Raw genomic sequence first — 16988 nt, forward strand, 5'->3', positions numbered from 1 at the left:
GTCGTTTCTCGTCTGGTTTATCTTTGTATCGACCCTATATCGTTACGTATAAAATGAAAACGGTTAGAGGACGCACTATGACCATCTCAGTTGGTGACAAACTTCCACAAGCTTCATTGCTTAAAATGGGCGAAAACGGCCCCGAAGCTGTTGATCTTGCATCTAAAACAGCAGGCCGTAAGGTCGTAATCTTTGGTCTTCCAGGTGCTTACACTGGCGTTTGCTCAACTGCACACGTACCAAGCTTTATTCGCACAGGTGACGCTTTGGCTGCCAAGGGCGTCGACGAAGTAATCTGCGTATCAGCCAATGACCCATTTGTAATGGGTGCTTGGGGCGAATCTACCGGCGCATCTGCGGCAGGTATTGCGATGCTCGGCGATGCAGATTCAAGCCTTACAAAAGCGCTGGGCCTTAATTTTTCCGCGCCACCAGCGGGCCTGATTGATCGCTCAAAACGCTATGCCTTGGTTGCAGAAGACGGCGTGGTGACGGTTCTTCAAGTCGAAGACAATGCAGGTGAGTGCAACATCTCAGCTGGCGAAAGCATTGTGGACGCCCTGTAAGCCAAACAAGCTCTGCCAATCAAAAACGCCCGAAGTTTTCTTCGGGCGTTTTTTGTTATCCAGCCGTGCCAATCATAGCCCGCGGCGGAAAGGGAATTTCGACACCTGCGGCATCCAAGGCTTCTTTCACACCGCGCTTCATATCCGCTTGATATTGGAAATACTGAGAGGACGGCACCCAAACACGCACCAAGAAATCCACCGAGAAATCGCCTAGGTTATTCACCTGAATAAACGGCTCTGGGTCTGACATAGACCGAGAATCCGCCATGATAAATTTGCGAATGGTGTCCTCTGCGTCTTTAAGATTGGCGTCGTATGCCACGCTGAAAATCCACTCAGCACGGCGAATATTATTGATTGAATAGTTGGTGATGATATTGCCCCATGTCTGCGCATTGGGCACAATAATTTGGACGTTGGATACATCTGCAAGCACGGTAAAGTTCAATGTGATGTCTTTCACGGTGCCCGATACGCCAGCGATTTCAACGAAATCACCGATTTTAAAGGGCCGGAAGAAAACGATCATCACACCTGATGCTACATTCGACAACGTCCCCTGAAGCGCGAGACCAATCGCCAAACCAGCCGCACCAATCAGCGCGACAATGGATGTGGTTTGAATACCAAAGGTGTCGAGCACAAACAGAACTGTAAACGCCAAAATCGCGTAGCGCAGAAGGTTGCCCATAAAGTTAAAAAGCGTGTCGTCCAGTGCTTCGAACCGCTGGCCAATCGCGCGGACCCTGCTTGACGCCCAGCGTGACAAAAGCCAGCCGAACAAAAGCATTAAGACGGCACCTAAGATCGACCCGCCAAAGCTGATCAAAAAATCAAACGTCAAAACGTCTGCCAAAGTGGAATCGCCATAGATTTTGTAAGAGAGAATTTGTTCAAACATGACCCGCTGCCTCATTCATTTTCTGTGCCAATATGATATCCAATGACGTCAGTCCACCCACATCATGGGTCGTTAATTTTACGTCAACGCGACGATACACGTTGCGCCAATCTGGATGGTGATTCATTTCTTCAGACACTTTCGCAACCTGCGACATCCAACCAATCGCAGCCATAAAGTCGGGAAACTGAAACGTCTTGATCAGACGACGCCCGTCTGGCGACAGCGCCCATCCTTCTGGCATTTGCGTGGAATACGGGTGTGGCGCGTTCACGTCAGTCATGATCCCCGCCTCCAGTCCCGCGCTTAAACGGACCATAGCTTGTCAAAATTTCAGTATCTTGATCCACCGCGCGACGCTCTGATTTCAAAAAATCTTCCACAGCGCGCGCAAATCCTGCGTCGGCAATCCAATGCAATGAATGCGTGGTGGTCGGCAAATACCCACGCGCCAACTTGTGCTCGCCCTGTGCGCCGGCTTCGACGCGCGCCATCCCATGCGCAATCGCGTAGTCAATCGCTTGATAATAACACAGCTCGAAATGCAAACAGGGATGATGTTCTGTGCAGCCCCAGTACCGCCCAAACAAAGTTTCGCCGCCAATAAAGTTCAGCGCCCCAGCAACCGCAACGCCATCACGCATTGCCAGAACCAACAGCACGTCATCGCGCATGGTGTCTTGAACGCAGTCAAAAAACGCTCGCGTCAAATAGGGCGTCCCCCATTTGCGTGCGCCTGTGTTTTGATAGAACTGCCAAAAGGCATCCCAATGCGCAGGCTGAATGGCATCGCCTGTTAGCGTAACGATGTCGCCCCCAAAACTCTGTGCCTGCGTCCGCTCTTTGCGTATGGCTTTACGCTTGCGCGACGACAGCTTGGCCACGAAGGCATCAAAGTCAGGATAGCCGTCGTTTTCCCAATGAAACTGTTGGCCAATCCGGTGCATCATTCCCATTTCGCGTCCAGCGGTCGCCTCTGCTTCAGTGCAAAAAGTGACGTGAACAGACGATAGGTTTTGCTCAGAGGCCACATGCACCATGCCCTGAACCAAGGCCGCCTGCCCAACGGCATCGAAACCTTCGCGGCACAAAAATCTACGCCCTGTTGCAGGTGTGAAAGGCACAGCGACTTGAAGTTTCGGATAGTAGTCACCACCCGCGTTTTCATAGGCCTGTGCCCAAGCAAAGTCGAAAACATACTCGCCTTGCGAATGTCCTTTGGCATAGAGGGGCGCAACCGCGATCAATTGACCATTCTGGCGCGCGCCCAAGTACCGTGGCGCCCACCCCGTGCCCGGACCAACAGATCCAGACACTTCCAAAGCCGTCAAAAACCGATGCGTGGTAAAAGGGTCTAGAGGGCGATCTGACGTGTCGCCGTACCGCACAGCACAAGCATCCCAATCGCTTGGGTCAAACTCAGCGATGCTGCCGCTGACAAAGATTTCAATCTGATCACTCATCGCGCACTCCTGCGCCCATTACCTGCGCTGTCTCAGCCGAAGGTCAAGCAGGCTCAAACCCTTCAAATGTAATATTTTCGGCATAACGCGCCGCCTCGGCCGCTTCTGCAGCAGATCGAATGGTCCAGCATAAAATACGGGCACCGGCGGCTTTCAGTTCAGCCACCCGCTCAGACGCGAGGTCCGTCCATTGATGCGACACAAAACATGCGCCCACCCGATCAAAATCTGGGATCTGGCGCAGGCGTTCACGCGTGGGTTCGGCAAGCAACGGCCAGTCTTTCGCGGGGTACCCACAGGTCGTCAGTCCGCGCGGGATTTTTGGCGCAACCTCGGCCATGACCGCCACCGCGTGTGGATTGAAAGACATCACAGCAACAGGGCCGGTGTAGTTTTCAAGCACCCGCGCAACTTCGCGTTCAAGCGCACCAACGTTCGGCCCCATGATCCCGTCTTGATCCTTAATCTCGATCAACAAGGGCGCGCGTCCGGCCACGCGGTCCAAGACCTCAGCCAAGGTCGGCACGCCAATCTCACCCGACCGAAACCGCACGCGGCGCAGATCTTCAAGCGTGTGCTGGGCAAAGGGTCCCGTCGCTTCGGTAAGGCGGTCCAAATGGTAGTCATGAAACACCATGGCCTGACCATCTTTGCTTTGCTGAATGTCGATCTCGATCCCAAAGCCCGCTTCAATGGCCGCGTCAATAGCCGCGAAATTGTTTTCCGCACGCCCATTGGCTTCATCGTGCAATGCGCGATGTGCAATCGGCGCATCCAAAAACACATCAGGAAGCGCGTTCATCATGCGTTCAATTCAAAGATCGCTTCGATTTCAACAGCAACGCCCAAAGGCAGAGACACCGCAGAAACGGCAGAGCGCGCGTGACGACCCGCGTCGCCCATGACTTCAACCATCAAATCAGATGCCCCGTTGATCACCTTAGGCTGATCGGTAAACTCCGCTGTCGAATTGACGAAGCCGACCAATTTCACAAGGCGTTTCACTTTCGACAGATCGCCGCCAGTGGCAGCCTTTGCCTGCGCCAAAAGGGACAATGCACAGGTGCGCGCAGCTGCGGCCCCTTCTTCCACACTGAGATCCGCGCCAAGTTTGCCTGTGATCAAGCCATCAGGGCCGCTCGAAATTTGACCTGAAACATGCACCAAGTTGCCCACTTGAACAAAGGGCACATAATTCGCCGCAGGCGCAGGTGCATCAGGAAGAGAAAGACCGAGCTCGGTCAGTGTTGCTTCGATTGAGTGCGTCATAATCTTTGTCCTTGTCGCGGTCAGGTCAGTCTTCGCGGAAAGCGCGTACGAAGTAATCAGTTAGTGGTTTTGTCAAATATGCCAAGGGCGAACGCTCCCCCGTCGACATATAAGTTTCCACCGGCATACCTGGAATTAGCACGGATCCGTCCGGCAGCAAGTTGCGCTGCTCTTCATCAATGTGAATTTCCGCCAAATAGTAACGTGCCCCAGTGGCATCATCAGAAAAAGCGTCCGCAGAAACGGTTGTCACAGAGCCTTCAATTTCGGGCGTGGTGCGACTGTCAAACGTCGCAAACCGCAAACGTACGGGTTGGCCTGGATAGACTTTATCGACGTGGATAGGGCTGACACGCGCCGCTACAATAAGGGGGCGATCTTGTGGCACGATAAACAACAATGGTTCGGCCGGCGTAACCACAGCGCCGGCCCCAAACACCGATAAGTCATACACAACGCCAGCCAAAGGGGCGCGGACATCTAGACGCTCCAACTTATCTTGCAAGCCTTCACGTTTTTGGCGCAATTCCAGCTCGCTCGCTTGGATATCGCGCAATTGGGTGATTGCGCTTTCGCGCCGATCAGAGCTGAGCTTGAGAATTTGCAGTTCCGTTTCGGTGCCTTGCGACTCGGCTTGGGCGACCGATGCGGTCAAAGCACCGATTTGCCCTGACACACCCACTTGATCGCGCCGCAACGCATTCACTTGGCTTTGCTGTGTCAAACCGCGTTCCAACAATGTTTCTTGCGAGACCAAATCCGTTTCGATCAAGGTCAACTGTTGCTCTAGCGCGGACCGTTGCGCGGTAAATCCAGCAATCTGCGCCGCAATCTGCGCTTTGCGTTTTTCCAGCTGCTCGATTTCTTTTTGCGCGGTCAGTGTGCGTGCCGTGAACAAGTCACTTTGCCCTTTGACCAAGCGTGCGACGTCAGCATCTGTTTTCGCCCTTTGCACAAGTTCGGGCGCAAAAACGATTGCGTCATTTCCGTCCCGTTCCGCCTGCAGGCGCGCAGATCGGGACATCATTTCAAACAATTGCCCTTCGGTGATGGCCAATTCTCTTTTGAGATCACGGCCGCTGATTTGCAGCAAAAGCTGGCCCGCCTCGACAAGTTCACCTTCATTGACCTGAACCGAAGACACTTCGCCGCCATCACGGTGTGCGACGACTTGGCGGTTTTGTTCGACCTGCACTTGTCCTGACGCCACGATGGCGCCGTCGATGCGCGCTGTGACAGACCAAAGGCCGAAGCCACCAAACAGCATGACAACGCATATCAATCCCACGATCAACGGGCCGCGCACGGACCAAGGTTCGTGTGCCATGGACGACGTTTCGAGATCGTCAGGTCCAGAGGTTGCGCTTTTGGATGCTACGGATTTTTCTGGAAGCGAATTGGTCATTGCACACCTCCTGGGCCCGATTTTCGCATGATATCTCGACTGTTTTTGACCATGTCTTGAAGTACGGCATCACGTGGTCCAAAAGCGCGCAGCGCGCCGTGGTCGAGCACCAAAAGCTTTTCACATTCTTGGATCGCAGACGGTCGGTGCGCCATGATCAAGACGCTTCCGCCCTCTTCTTTGTGACGTCGAATTGAGGCGTTGAGCGCAACAGATCCGTCATTGTCGAGGTTGGAATTGGGCTCGTCCAAAATCACCAAAAGAGGATCGCCATAAAACGCGCGTGCCAACCCGATACGCTGCAATTGCCCGCCTGACAGCAACCCACCCGCGGAAGACACCTGCGTGTCATACCCTTTGGGCAAGGCTAAGATCATCGCATGCGCATCTGCTTTTTGCGCAGCCGACACAACGGCGGCCCCATCAGGTTGCGATGTCAGCTTGGCGATATTCTCGGCGATGGTGCCATCAAAAAGCTGCACGCGCTGTGGCAGATATCCAATATAGCTGCCCAAAACGTCTGGGGCATATTGATCAAGTTTTGCACCATCCAGCCGAATGCTTCCGCCTGTTGCGGGCCAAACGCTGGTAAGTGCACGTGCCAATGTTGATTTGCCCGACCCAGACGGACCAATGACACCAACCGCTTCACCAGGTTCGACAGCAAAGGAGACCATGCGCAAAGAGGCCTGCGCTTGCCCCGGTGGAAGTATAGTTAAGTTTTGAACATTCAATCGCGCGGCAGGGCGCGGCAAGGCTGTGGGAATTGGATCGGGTCCAACCGTCCCCAACAGCTCAGATAGATTAGACCAACCTAAGCTTGCACGTTGTACGGCGCTCCACTGTCCGACAAGTAGATCAATGGGTTGCAAGGCGCGACCAAGAAGAATGGAGCTGGCAATCATCGCGCCGGCGGACAGTTCATTGCGCAACACCAGCCACGCGCCCAGCGCGAGCATCGTCGATTGCAAAAACAATCGCAGCGCCTTGGACATCGCCGAAAAACTCATCGTCAGATCAGCGGCGCGAATACCACGGCTCATCGCCACTTTGCGCATCTGAAACCAGCGCTCATAGGCGGCGCGCTCCATCCCGAGGGCGCGAATAGTTTCAGCTTCGGCACCAAGGCGCCCCGCAACTTGACTTGCAGCAGCCTCGGCACGGGTGGCTACACTTTGTGGATGCTTAGACATTGCACGGTTCAAAAGTGTCACAAGCACCAATACGAAGCCGCCCACAACAGCCAAAACGCCCAAATATGGGTGGAACAACGCAATCCCAAAGAGGAACAAAGGCACAAACGGCAAGTCAAATATTGCGGCCATCACGGGGGATGCCAAAAACCTTTGAATGGCGGACAGGTCGTCCATGGGGCTGGCCTTGCCAACCTGCGCTTGATCCGTGGACGACTTGCGCATGGAGGCACTGAACACACGTTGCTCAAGATCGGATTGAAACCGTGCGCCAATGCGCGTGAGCACCCGCGAGCGGACGCCATCCAACAGACCCATCATCAAGTAAAGAAATGCCACGATCACAAACAACGCAACCAATGTTGCCTCAGACCCAGAGCCAAGCACACGATCATAGACTTGCAACATGAACAACGGACCGGTCAGCATCAGCGCATTGATACAAACTGAAAAGAGGCTGGTGGCAATATAAAGTCCGCGTGACCGGCTACGCACCTGCGCGAGTTCTTCTTTGCCTTGTCGAATTTTATCCTGCGTCATCAATTTTTCGCTCACGATTTCATTTTGTGCGGGAAGCCGCTGCAAAAGCTGTACAATCTTATAGAACACTGTTGATTCTGCGTCACAACAGCTTATTTCACGACATATTAATATTGGGCTTTCACCAATTCGTACCTATCTGACGTAAACGCGCTCTTAAGCTTACCGGCATGCGACCCACCTAATCGGATTTTGATCAGTGAAACACTTTGCACTTCTTATTGCCACAGCTTTGACGTTGACCGCCTGTAGCGCGCCCTCCTCATCACAAGGGCCGAACGACCCGTTGGAGACGGTGAACCGCAAAACCTACGAGGCGAACGTCGAAATTGATCGCGCCGTGATCAAACCCGTGGCAACAGCTTATGGGACGGTAGTGCCAGACCCGTTGCGCAAAGGCCTGAGCAACGTATCGGATACACTTGGGTTACCGGGCGTTGTGATCAACGACATTCTGCAATTTAAGTTGGGCGACGCATTGCACAACACGACGCGGTTCGCGCTGAACGCGACGCTTGGGTTGGCAGGGCTTTTGGATCCGGCTTCTGACATCGGTCTAGAAGAACGCGACAGTGACTTTGGAGAAACCTTGCACACTTGGGGCTTTGGCGAGGGTGCTTATCTTGTTTTGCCTGTTTACGGGTCTTCAACAACGCGCGACACAGTCGGCTTGATTGCAGATTTTGCGCTTGATCCGCTTGGCACTGTGCTGGATCCCGCCGTTTCTACGGCCGCTACAGGTCTGCAGGTGGCGCAAATTGCCGACACGCGGTATCGCTACTCTGATATTTACGAGTCGATTATTTACGACAGCGCCGACGGCTATGCTCAACTGCGCCTCACATACCTCGATCGACGTCGTTTCGAACTTGGGGCGGCAGCTCCGCAAGAGGCCGGCACGTCTGCAGACAATGCCTCTTACGATATTTACGAGGATTTTTATGAATAACATGTTCCCCACACGTCGCCGGTTTTTGACCGGAGCGATTTCTGGCCTCGCACTGAGCGTCGCACTTCCGCAAGCTGCGCTCGCGTTTTCGAGTGCGCAAGCTGAAGCGCTGATCACAAAAACTGTGAACGACATCAACACGATCATCAATTCGGGAAAATCCGAAGCCAGCATGTATCGCGATTTCGAAAACGTCTTGGTGCGCTATGCTGACACGCCAAACATCGCCCGTTCGGTGCTTGGCCCGCCCGCGCGCTCTGCGTCCGCTGCGCAACTGCGTGCGTTCACCCAAGCCTTCCAAGGCTATATCGCGCGCAAATATGGCTCACGCTTTCGCGAATTCATCGGCGGGAAAATCGAAGTCAAAGGCACACAGAAGATTAGCTCTATCTATGACGTCTCCTGCACAGCCACTTTGCGCGGCGAAGCCCCTTTTGCGATCTCTTTCATCGTCGCGGATAAAACCGGCAAATTTATTGACCTGACAATCGAAGGCATTTCTTTGCTGAAGTCTGAGCGTGCTGAAATCGGTGCGATGCTCGACAAAGCGGGCGGCAACATCGACACGCTGACAGCGCGTCTTAAATAAGCCCTCAGCTAAATCCAATCGAACCTAAAACGGCGCGCCCTTGATATAGGACGCGCCGTTTTTGTTTGTGCCTAGGCGGATCGACCGAGTTAGTTTTTGCCGCCAAAGATAGAATTCAAAATATCGTTCAATACGTTATTTATTTGATCATTGGCGCGGCGATTGGCGCTGTTGGACCGGCCCTGTGCGGTCTGTGCAGAAACACTGGGTGCAACCGAGGGGCGCAACATCGGCAAGGGATTGGCTGCGCGCGTGGCCTGCACACGTTGCATGGTTTCGTGCCAAATATCTGCTGGCAGCCCACCACCAGTCACCCCTGTCAAAGGCGAGTTGTCGTCATACCCCATCCAGATGCCCGCAACATAATCTGCAGTGAAGCCTAAGAACCACGCATCACGCGCCGCTTGGGTGGTACCCGTCTTGCCCGCAGCCTCGACGCCGTCCAGCCGCGCGCGCCTGCCCGTGCCGTCTTGCACCACGTTGTACATCATATAGATGAGCTGTTCGGCAGCCGCAGGTGTAATCACACGTTCGCCCAATCCGCCGTCTTGCCCCATGACTTCTTCAGCAGAACCTTTTAAGCGCAGGGAACGTAGACCATATGGCGTCACAGAGGTTCCGCCGTTTAAAATCCCTGCATAGGCGCCTGTCATCTCGAGCAGGGTCGACTCAGACGCGCCCAAGGCCAAGGCAGGCCCTTGCGCGAGATCGCTTTCGATCCCGAACATTTCAGCGACGGTGCGCACGTTTTCAAGCCCGACATCCATCGCCAGTTTTACGGCAGGAATATTGTAGCTGTGCTTCATTGCGTCAGTGAGTGTCACAGGGCCATGGAATTCGCGATCATAGTTTTGCGGCGACCATGGACCCGATCCTGGGATGTTGACCGTGATCGGTTCGTCAACAATGGCACTGTCATAGCGCCACCCCATATCAAGCGCGGTTGCAAAGACAAACGGCTTGAACGCGGATCCCGGCTGTCGCTTGGCTTGTGTTGCGCGGTTGAACGCGCCTGACACGCCGCGCAGCTTTCGCCCACCGACCATGGCACGCACGGCACCGTCAGCACTCATCACAACAATGGCCGCTTGGGCCTTTGACCCTTCACGTACTTTATTGTCGAAGACCCATGTCAAAGCTTGCTCTGCAGCTGTTTGGATTTGAGGATCAAAGGTTGTCTCGATCACCACGTCTTCGGTGGTTTCACGGGTCAAAAAGTCTGGCCCCGCGCCCATGACCCAATCCGCGTAATAGCCACCTGCCCGTTTTTGTGCAGCATCTGACAACTCCGCAGGGTTTTCCTTGGCGTCTGCGCGCTGTGCGTCGGTGATATAGCCCTGCTGGTTCATCAACAACAAAACGATGCCCGCGCGATCGCGGGACCGTTCAATATTATTCGTCGGCGCATAGCGTGTTGGAGCTTTCAAAAGACCCGCCAACATCGCGGCTTCTGCCACGTTCACTTGTGCGGCAGATTTTCCAAAGTACCGCTGAGATGCCGCTTCAAAACCGTTAGAGCCCGACCCCAAATACGCGCGGTTCATATAGATCGATAGGATCTCGCCCTTCGAGTAGCGCACTTCCATTGCGATCGCATAGACGGCTTCTTTGATTTTGCGCGCCATACTGCCCCGACGACAGTCTGCTTCATATTCGGTTTGGCTTTTCCAAGCCTTCGGATCAAACGGCACGCCAAGACACAACAGTTTGGCCGTTTGCTGGGTCAACGTGGAACCGCCGTTGCCTGACAAGGCGCCCCGACCCGCGGCCAAGTTGATCTTAATGGCCGAGGCCACACCGCGCGGCGACACGCCAAAGTGCCTGTAGAACCGCTTGTCTTCCGTCGCGATAATCGCGTTCTTCAGATTGGGCGACACCGTGTCAGCCGTGATCTGCCCGCCGAACTGTTCGCCGCGCCACGCAAACACGGCCCCGTCACGATCTGTCAACGTCACCGATCCGCGCGCCCGCCCGTCCAGCAGCTCTGAATAAGGTGGCAATGTCGTATATATATAGAAAACCGCGAGACCCAGCACGGCGGCAAACGCCAAAGCGCCGCGTGAGAAAATCACCCACAAGAGGTGCAGCACCCAGCCGACAATGCCACGAAACAAACGCACAAACACATTTGATGATGGTTTGACCGCAGATTTACGTCGCCGAGTCGTGCGCGCTGCTGTCGCGGGTTTGGACTTTGTCTTTGGTTTCGCTTTTGGCTTTGACTGCGCGCCAGACGGATATCGGCGCTCTGCTACCAAACGTTTTTTACCGCTGCCGCGGCCCGTGCCACCTTGTCCTGCCATGTCGCTCGCTCAATCGTTTTTTATAGATTGGCCCCACACTACAGAGCCCCCTGTCGAATGTTTAGGGGAATCGCAGCGGCATACAGGCTTTATTTGGTGCTTAATTTTTAATCAAAGCGCCTAAATTGTATATTTTTTGTGCAGAGGCGCCCAATTATGACTCACAAATGGGCGGACACTCGCTTGTGCAAAACTTCGTATCGGCGTCTTTCTTGGCCAGTGCATGTCTGAGCTGACAGCACCCGACTAATCGGAAGGGGAAAAACGTGAAACTAATTATCGCAGCAATCAAGCCATTCAAGCTTGAAGAAGTTCGCGAAGCACTCACCAGCATTGGTGTGCGCGGGATGATGGTGACAGAAGTGAAGGGCTTTGGCTCTCAGTCTGGTCACACAGAAATTTACCGCGGCGCAGAATACGCCGTGAACTTTGTACCGAAGGTGAAACTTGAAGTTGTTGTGGCAGATGCCATGGCAGAACAAGTCGTAGACACCATCGCGACAACAGCCAAAACCGACAAAATCGGCGACGGCAAAATCTTTGTACTCGACGTGGAAGGCGCTGTTCGCGTCCGCACCGGCGAAACAAACGACGACGCCATCTAAGCGCGCAAGATTGAGACGAAAAGGGACTTCCTAAATGAAACTCACCAAACTCATCCCGGCCACACTGGCAGCCTCTGCGCTTCCTGCTGTTGCCTTCGCTCAGGACGCTGCCGCGACTCCTGACATCAACCCTTACATCTTTACCACGTTGCTCTTCCTTATCGGTGGCTTCTTGGTGTTCTGGATGGCAGCTGGTTTTGCCATGCTCGAAGCTGGCCTCGTACGTTCTAAAAACGTTACAACACAGCTGACTAAAAACATCGCTCTCTTCGCAATTGCGTCCATCATGTACTGGCTCATCGGCTACGGCATCATGTACCCAGGCGAATGGGTCATCGAAGGCATCATGGGACCATGGTTCGCCATCACATCACTTGAGCCAGTTGGCCTTGCTGCTGCAGACGCATCTCTTGATTACGCATCTGGCGCATCTGACTTCTTCTTCCAGTTGATGTTCTGTGCGACAACAGCGTCTATCGTATCTGGTACACTTGCTGAGCGCATCAAACTTTGGCCATTCCTCATCTTCACTGCGATCTTGACCGGCGTTATCTACCCGATCGAAGCATCTTGGCAGTGGGGCGGCGGCTTCTTGTCTGAAATGGGCTTCTCTGACTTTGCTGGTTCCACATTGGTTCACGCAGCTGGCGGTTTCGCAGCACTTGCAGGTGCTCTCGTCCTCGGCCCACGCCTCGGCAAATACAAAGATGGCAAAACTGTTCCAATGCCTGGTTCCAACTTGGCGCTCGCAACATTGGGTACATTCATCTTGTGGCTCGGTTGGTTCGGCTTCAACGGTGGCTCACAATTGGCTGCTGGTACAGTTGGCGACATCACCGACGTGTCTCGCATCTTTGCAAACACAAACATGGCGGCTGCTGCCGGCGCGGTTGTTGCTTTGATCCTCACACAAGTCACATACGGCAAAGTTGACCTTACAATGGTTCTCAACGGCGCTCTTGCTGGCCTCGTGTCTATCACAGCTGAACCACTCATGCCGTCCTTGTTCATGGCTTTGGTTATCGGTGGTATCGGTGGTGTGATCGTTGTTTACACAGTTCCACTGCTCGACAAACTGAAGATCGATGACGTTGTTGGTGCGATCCCAGTTCACTTGATCGCTGGTGTATGGGGCACAATGGCTGTTCCAATCACAAACGACGGAACATCTTTCGGTACACAACTTGTTGGTATCGTAGTAATCGGCGCCTTCGTGTTCATCGTATCCTTGGTTGTTTGGTTGATCCTCAAAGCATTCGGCGGCATCCGCGTCTCCGAAGAAGCTGAGATCCTCGGCCTCGACAAAGCAGAGCTTGGTATGGAAGCATACCCTGAGTTCTACAAAGGCTAATCTCCTTTGACATCGTAATTGAAAGGCCCGAGCAGCAATGTTCGGGCCTTTTGCTTTTGGGACTGCCGCAGCCTACGGCTCAACCAATTTTAAAGACATTGATCCGATACTCCTTGCAAAGACAGCGGATGGCACAAGAACGTGCCGCACATCGCAAGGAGGTCAGAATGGCCCATATTCATAGCGCGCTCTGCGCATTCTTGGGGTTTATGTGCATCGCACATCCCGTCTCTTCTGACCCGCACGCCAATAGCCGTGGGTCCTTGTTTCTCCAAAGCCGTAGCCCCTTGGTCACCAGCGCCCAGACACAACCGATCGTCCTTGCCTCTGTCGCAAACCCAAGCTTGTTTTCCGATGAACCCAATATCGGCTTCTTTGCGCCCCTACCGCCGCGCCGCGTTGCTCCATCAAAGGGCGCTCCCAGTCAGCGCATGGCGATCACACCGACACCAACGCATGTTATGACACCCGCGCGGCGCGCAATGCATCGCGGACAACTAGCGGGAACGGCCGTTGAACAGATCCGATACATTATCGGCCAAGCCGAATCGCGACGCGACGGCTATGACGCTGTGCAACACGGCGCCACGATAAGACCCTCAAAGCCCCCAACCGCCATGACGCTCAGAGATATCTACGCGTGGATCGACGCAACGCCGAGCCAACCTCACGCGATTGGGCGCTATCAGTTCATCCCCAAAACACTCAAACGGCTCGTGGCCATACAAGACCTGTCGCTGGACACAGTTTTCACCCCGACAGTCCAAGACACACTGTCTGACATTCTGTTGGCAGAAGCGGGTCTGTTCGAATTCCAAGCGGGACAAATGCCGCGACACACCTTCATGAACAACCTCGCAAAGATCTGGGCGGGCCTGCCAAACTCTAGCGGGAAATCGCATTATCATGGTTTTGCCGGCAACAAAGCATCCATCACGTGGCGGGCGTTTGATGCGCAGATGAAAATCATCCAATCCAGCTAAGTTTTCTTGAGAAATCGCGACGGTTTCAAACGCCCCATGCGCATAACGTCCATTGCGCAACAAAAACTCGGACACAGCTATGAAACGACTTTCATTTTTATCGCCCTATTGGATATGGGCGCTCTTCTCCATTCCAGCCATGTTCATGTTTAACGACATCCTCACCTCGGAATCTTCCCGCATTTACGGCAAGGTTGTTCACACATCTGGTGAAGCTTCAGCGCGCTTTTTGATCGTCGCTATGATGGCAACACCCTTGGCGTTGCTTCTGCGCGGTTGGCGTGGCCCGATTTGGCTCAAAAAGAACCGCCGCTATCTTGGTGTTGCCGCATTCGCCTACGCGGCTTTGCACACGATCTTCTATTTCTTCAAACTCAATTCACTTGATCGCGTTATCTCAGATCTTCCCAAGTTCTACATCTGGACCGGCTGGATCGCGTTTATCATCTTCATCCCGCTGGCGGTCACATCGTTTGACTACTTTGTGCGCAAGATGGGCACCAAGTGGAAAGCGCTACAACGGTGGACCTACCCTGCGGCAGTGTTGACGCTGTTGCACTGGGCCGCGCTGCACAACTGGAGAAGCCCAGAAGCCGCCCTCATCCACTTCGGCCCACTGATCGCGCTTGAAGCCTATCGCATTTGGTACTGGTACATCCGCAAGCGCCCGACGCGCCCGAACGCAACACCTGCGCAATAATCACAAGAAAACAAAAAGGGCCCTCAGATGAGGGCCCTTTTCGCAGAATAACAACGCGATCTTATTTACAAGATTTTGCAATCGCTTCCGCCAAGAGTGGCACAGTCGTTGGGTTCAAACCCGCAATATTCATGCGGCTGTCAGAGACCATGTAGACCGCAAAGTCTTCGCGCATTTTCAGCACTTCTTCTGGCGTGGCCCCGATACGTGAGAACATGCCGCGGTGTTGCGCGATGAAATCAAACCGGTCTGAATTGGTCCGCTGGCGCAGCTCATCAGCAAGCTGTGTGCGCAGACCAAGCATGCTCAGGCGCACCTCTTCCAATTCGGTTTTCCACTGTTCTGTCAGCGTCTCATCCGTCAAAACAGTGGTCACCAAACGCGCGCCGTGGTCTGGCGGAAATGAAAACGCAACGCGGTTAAGGTAGTTCATATTCGCTTGGGTTTTCGGCGTGATAGATGCCTCTTCAGAAATCGCCATCAAGCAGCCAGTGCGCTCACGGTACACACCGAAGTTCTTGGAACATGACGCTGCAATCAGCATCTCTGGCAATTTAGACGCCAACAAACGTGTTGGGGCTGCATCTTCTTCCAGACCGTCGCCAAAACCTTGGTACGCAATATCGACAAGCGCCAATGCGCCTTTTTCAGCGATCAAATCTGCAACGACGCCGAACTGTTCCAAAGTCAGGTTGGCACCCGTCGGGTTGTGACAGCAACCGTGCAGCAATACCATATCGCCCGCTTTGACGCCCTTCAGGCTGTCGAGCATCGCGTCGAAATCAACCGTACAGGACACTTCATCAAAGTATGCGTATTCGGTGTTTGGGATGCCCATAAACTTCAAGATCGCCAAGTGGTTTGGCCATGTTGGGTTCGACGTCCAAACGGTCATATCCGGATTGGCCAAACGCCCCAATTCAAAAGCTTGACGAATAGCGCCCGTGCCACCTGGCGTCGCAATCGCAGCGACGCGGTCTGTTGCAACGGTATCGCCCAAAACCAACGTCCGCATAGCTGTGCCAAATGCAGGATCGCCCGGCAGGCCAGTGTAAACTTTGGTGGTTTCATTGTCCCATACTTGCTTGCTAGCCGCGCGAACGGCCTTCATGACAGGTGTGTTGCCATCGCCATCCTTGTAGACCCCAACGCCAAGATCGATTTTGGTGTCACGGGTGTCAGCGCGGCACAACGTGATCAACTGCATAATCGGGTCAGGGTATTGTTGGCTCAGATTGTTCAGCATCATGCTTCTCCAGTTGCGACCTTTAGGTCTCCGTACATGCCCCATTCCGCCCAACTTCCGTCATAAAGCGCGTGCTTTACTCCGATCCGGTCCAGCGCAAGGCTCAAGATTGCAGCGGTCACACCTGATCCACAGGTGGTGATCGCAGGTTTTGTCAAATCGACGCCAGCGGCCTCAAACACAAGACGCAATTCGCCGGGATGTTTGAGCGTGCCATTTGGCTGCAGCAATGTTCCGAACGGCACATTGCGCGAATTGGGAATATGGCCGACACGCAGACCTGCACGCGGCTCAGGTGCTTCGCCACGAAAACGCGGAGCTGGACGCGCATCGATGATCACATGATCACCCAGCTTGGACGACGATGCCACTTGCGTCACATCACGCAGCAATGCGGACTGTTCCACAGCAACCATGTGACGGTCCCGAATAACCGGAGGTTTGGTCGTCACAGGGCGGTCTTCTGCAACCCACTTTGGAAGACCACCGTCAAGAACCGCAACCTTGTCCTGACCAAAATACTTAAACATCCACCACAGACGCGGCGCCGAAAACAGGCCTGCGCCGTCGTAAATCACCACCTGATGACCGTCACCGACGCCAAGTGCGCGCATGCGCGACATGAACTTTTCAACGGGTGGCAACATATGTGGCAAGCTCGAGCGCGCATCGGAAACATCATCAATATCAACGAAACGCGCACCCGGAATGTGTGCCGCCTCGTACTCGGCTTTGGCATCACGATTCATATCCGGCAAATACCAAGACGCATCGATGAGCCGCAAATTAGGGTCTTTGATGTGCTTGTCGAGCCATGTCGTCGAGACGATTGTATTCGGGTCGCTATGGGGCATTTCTCAGCCTTTGAATTGGGATATCTTCGCATAACGCTCTGCCTTGTTTCATGCAAGACGCGAGACCG

Annotated in this window: 17 protein-coding genes; 7 read left to right on the forward strand and 10 right to left on the reverse strand. The window is 54.0% G+C overall.

Annotated elements, in window-relative coordinates; translation table 11 throughout:
- The first annotated feature begins 77 nt into the window (after positions 1-77).
- On the forward strand, positions 78-566 hold the full coding sequence (locus tag ABF287_RS16060) for a peroxiredoxin (RefSeq protein WP_347186008.1): 489 nt from the start codon (positions 78-80) through the stop codon (positions 564-566).
- 55 nt (positions 567-621) lie between these two features.
- On the opposite strand, the gene ABF287_RS16065 is transcribed toward ABF287_RS16060, so the two are convergent.
- From ABF287_RS16065 to ABF287_RS16095, 7 genes are read right to left on the reverse strand one after another with little or no spacing between them, the layout of a single operon-like run.
- On the reverse strand, positions 622-1470 hold the full coding sequence (locus tag ABF287_RS16065) for a mechanosensitive ion channel domain-containing protein (RefSeq protein ID WP_347186009.1): 849 nt from the start codon (positions 1468-1470) through the stop codon (positions 622-624).
- Positions 1463-1753 (reverse strand): 4a-hydroxytetrahydrobiopterin dehydratase, encoded by a 291-nt coding sequence (locus ABF287_RS16070; RefSeq protein WP_347186010.1) that lies wholly within the window; start codon positions 1751-1753, stop codon positions 1463-1465. The genes ABF287_RS16065 and ABF287_RS16070 overlap by 8 nt, the downstream gene beginning before the upstream one ends.
- Entirely contained in the window at positions 1746-2933 is a 1188-nt protein-coding gene (locus tag ABF287_RS16075) for a GNAT family N-acetyltransferase (RefSeq protein WP_347186011.1), read from the reverse strand. The genes ABF287_RS16070 and ABF287_RS16075 overlap by 8 nt, the downstream gene beginning before the upstream one ends.
- A 43-nt stretch (positions 2934-2976) precedes the next feature.
- Positions 2977-3735, reverse strand: a complete 759-nt coding sequence (locus ABF287_RS16080; protein ID WP_347186022.1) for a glycerophosphodiester phosphodiesterase family protein — start codon at positions 3733-3735, stop codon at positions 2977-2979.
- Positions 3735-4202: a RidA family protein gene (locus tag ABF287_RS16085; protein WP_347186012.1), complete on the reverse strand. Its 468-nt coding sequence runs from the start codon at positions 4200-4202 to the stop codon at positions 3735-3737. The genes ABF287_RS16080 and ABF287_RS16085 overlap by 1 nt, the downstream gene beginning before the upstream one ends.
- Before the next feature lie 25 nt (positions 4203-4227).
- Positions 4228-5607 carry an HlyD family type I secretion periplasmic adaptor subunit gene (locus ABF287_RS16090; RefSeq protein ID WP_347186013.1) on the reverse strand — a complete coding sequence of 460 codons (1380 nt, stop codon included), beginning with the start codon at positions 5605-5607 and terminating at the stop codon, positions 4228-4230.
- Positions 5604-7340: a type I secretion system permease/ATPase gene (locus ABF287_RS16095; RefSeq protein WP_347186014.1), complete on the reverse strand. Its 1737-nt coding sequence runs from the start codon at positions 7338-7340 to the stop codon at positions 5604-5606. Before ABF287_RS16095 ends, ABF287_RS16090 begins: the two co-directional genes overlap by 4 nt.
- Before the next feature lie 199 nt (positions 7341-7539).
- On the opposite strand from ABF287_RS16095, the gene ABF287_RS16100 reads away from it, so the two are divergent.
- Both ABF287_RS16100 and ABF287_RS16105 read left to right on the forward strand, forming a co-directional pair.
- Positions 7540-8289, forward strand: coding sequence for a VacJ family lipoprotein (locus ABF287_RS16100; protein ID WP_347186015.1), 750 nt, complete (start codon positions 7540-7542; stop codon positions 8287-8289).
- Positions 8282-8878, forward strand: coding sequence for an ABC transporter substrate-binding protein (locus ABF287_RS16105; protein WP_347186016.1), 597 nt, complete (start codon positions 8282-8284; stop codon positions 8876-8878). The genes ABF287_RS16100 and ABF287_RS16105 overlap by 8 nt, the downstream gene beginning before the upstream one ends.
- An 89-nt stretch (positions 8879-8967) precedes the next feature.
- Here the strand turns inward: ABF287_RS16105 and ABF287_RS16110 are convergent, their stop codons facing one another.
- Complete coding sequence (locus ABF287_RS16110; RefSeq protein WP_347186017.1) at positions 8968-11181, reverse strand: transglycosylase domain-containing protein; 2214 nt, start codon at positions 11179-11181, stop codon at positions 8968-8970.
- A gap of 266 nt (positions 11182-11447) precedes the next feature.
- Between ABF287_RS16110 and ABF287_RS16115 the strand changes: the two genes are divergently transcribed.
- The 4 genes from ABF287_RS16115 (at position 11448) to ABF287_RS16130 (ending at position 14820) form a co-directional block, all read left to right on the forward strand.
- Complete coding sequence (locus ABF287_RS16115; RefSeq protein WP_215942698.1) at positions 11448-11786, forward strand: P-II family nitrogen regulator; 339 nt, start codon at positions 11448-11450, stop codon at positions 11784-11786.
- A 34-nt stretch (positions 11787-11820) separates the two neighbouring features.
- Positions 11821-13137: an ammonium transporter gene (amt, locus tag ABF287_RS16120; protein ID WP_347186018.1), complete on the forward strand. Its 1317-nt coding sequence runs from the start codon at positions 11821-11823 to the stop codon at positions 13135-13137.
- Positions 13138-13304: 167 nt separating this feature from the next.
- A complete protein-coding gene (locus tag ABF287_RS16125) occupies positions 13305-14120 on the forward strand; it encodes a hypothetical protein (RefSeq protein ID WP_347186019.1) in 816 nt (271 codons plus the stop codon).
- Between the two features lie 79 nt (positions 14121-14199).
- Positions 14200-14820 (forward strand): ferric reductase-like transmembrane domain-containing protein, encoded by a 621-nt coding sequence (locus ABF287_RS16130; RefSeq protein ID WP_347186020.1) that lies wholly within the window; start codon positions 14200-14202, stop codon positions 14818-14820.
- A 61-nt stretch (positions 14821-14881) separates the two neighbouring features.
- Here ABF287_RS16130 and ABF287_RS16135 read toward each other — a convergent pair whose 3' ends face one another.
- Together ABF287_RS16135 and sseA are read right to left on the reverse strand one after the other, a co-directional pair.
- The gene (locus ABF287_RS16135; protein ID WP_347186023.1) at positions 14882-16066 is read right to left on the reverse strand and encodes an amino acid aminotransferase; all 1185 of its coding nucleotides are present in this window, start codon (positions 16064-16066) and stop codon (positions 14882-14884) included.
- Positions 16066-16920 (reverse strand): 3-mercaptopyruvate sulfurtransferase, encoded by an 855-nt coding sequence (gene sseA, locus ABF287_RS16140; protein WP_347186021.1) that lies wholly within the window; start codon positions 16918-16920, stop codon positions 16066-16068. The genes ABF287_RS16135 and sseA overlap by 1 nt, the downstream gene beginning before the upstream one ends.
- Between the last annotated feature and the right edge of the window lie 68 nt (positions 16921-16988).

The organism is Pacificibacter sp. (assembly GCF_039769035.1).
Taxonomy (GTDB): Bacteria; Pseudomonadota; Alphaproteobacteria; order Rhodobacterales; family Rhodobacteraceae; genus Celeribacter.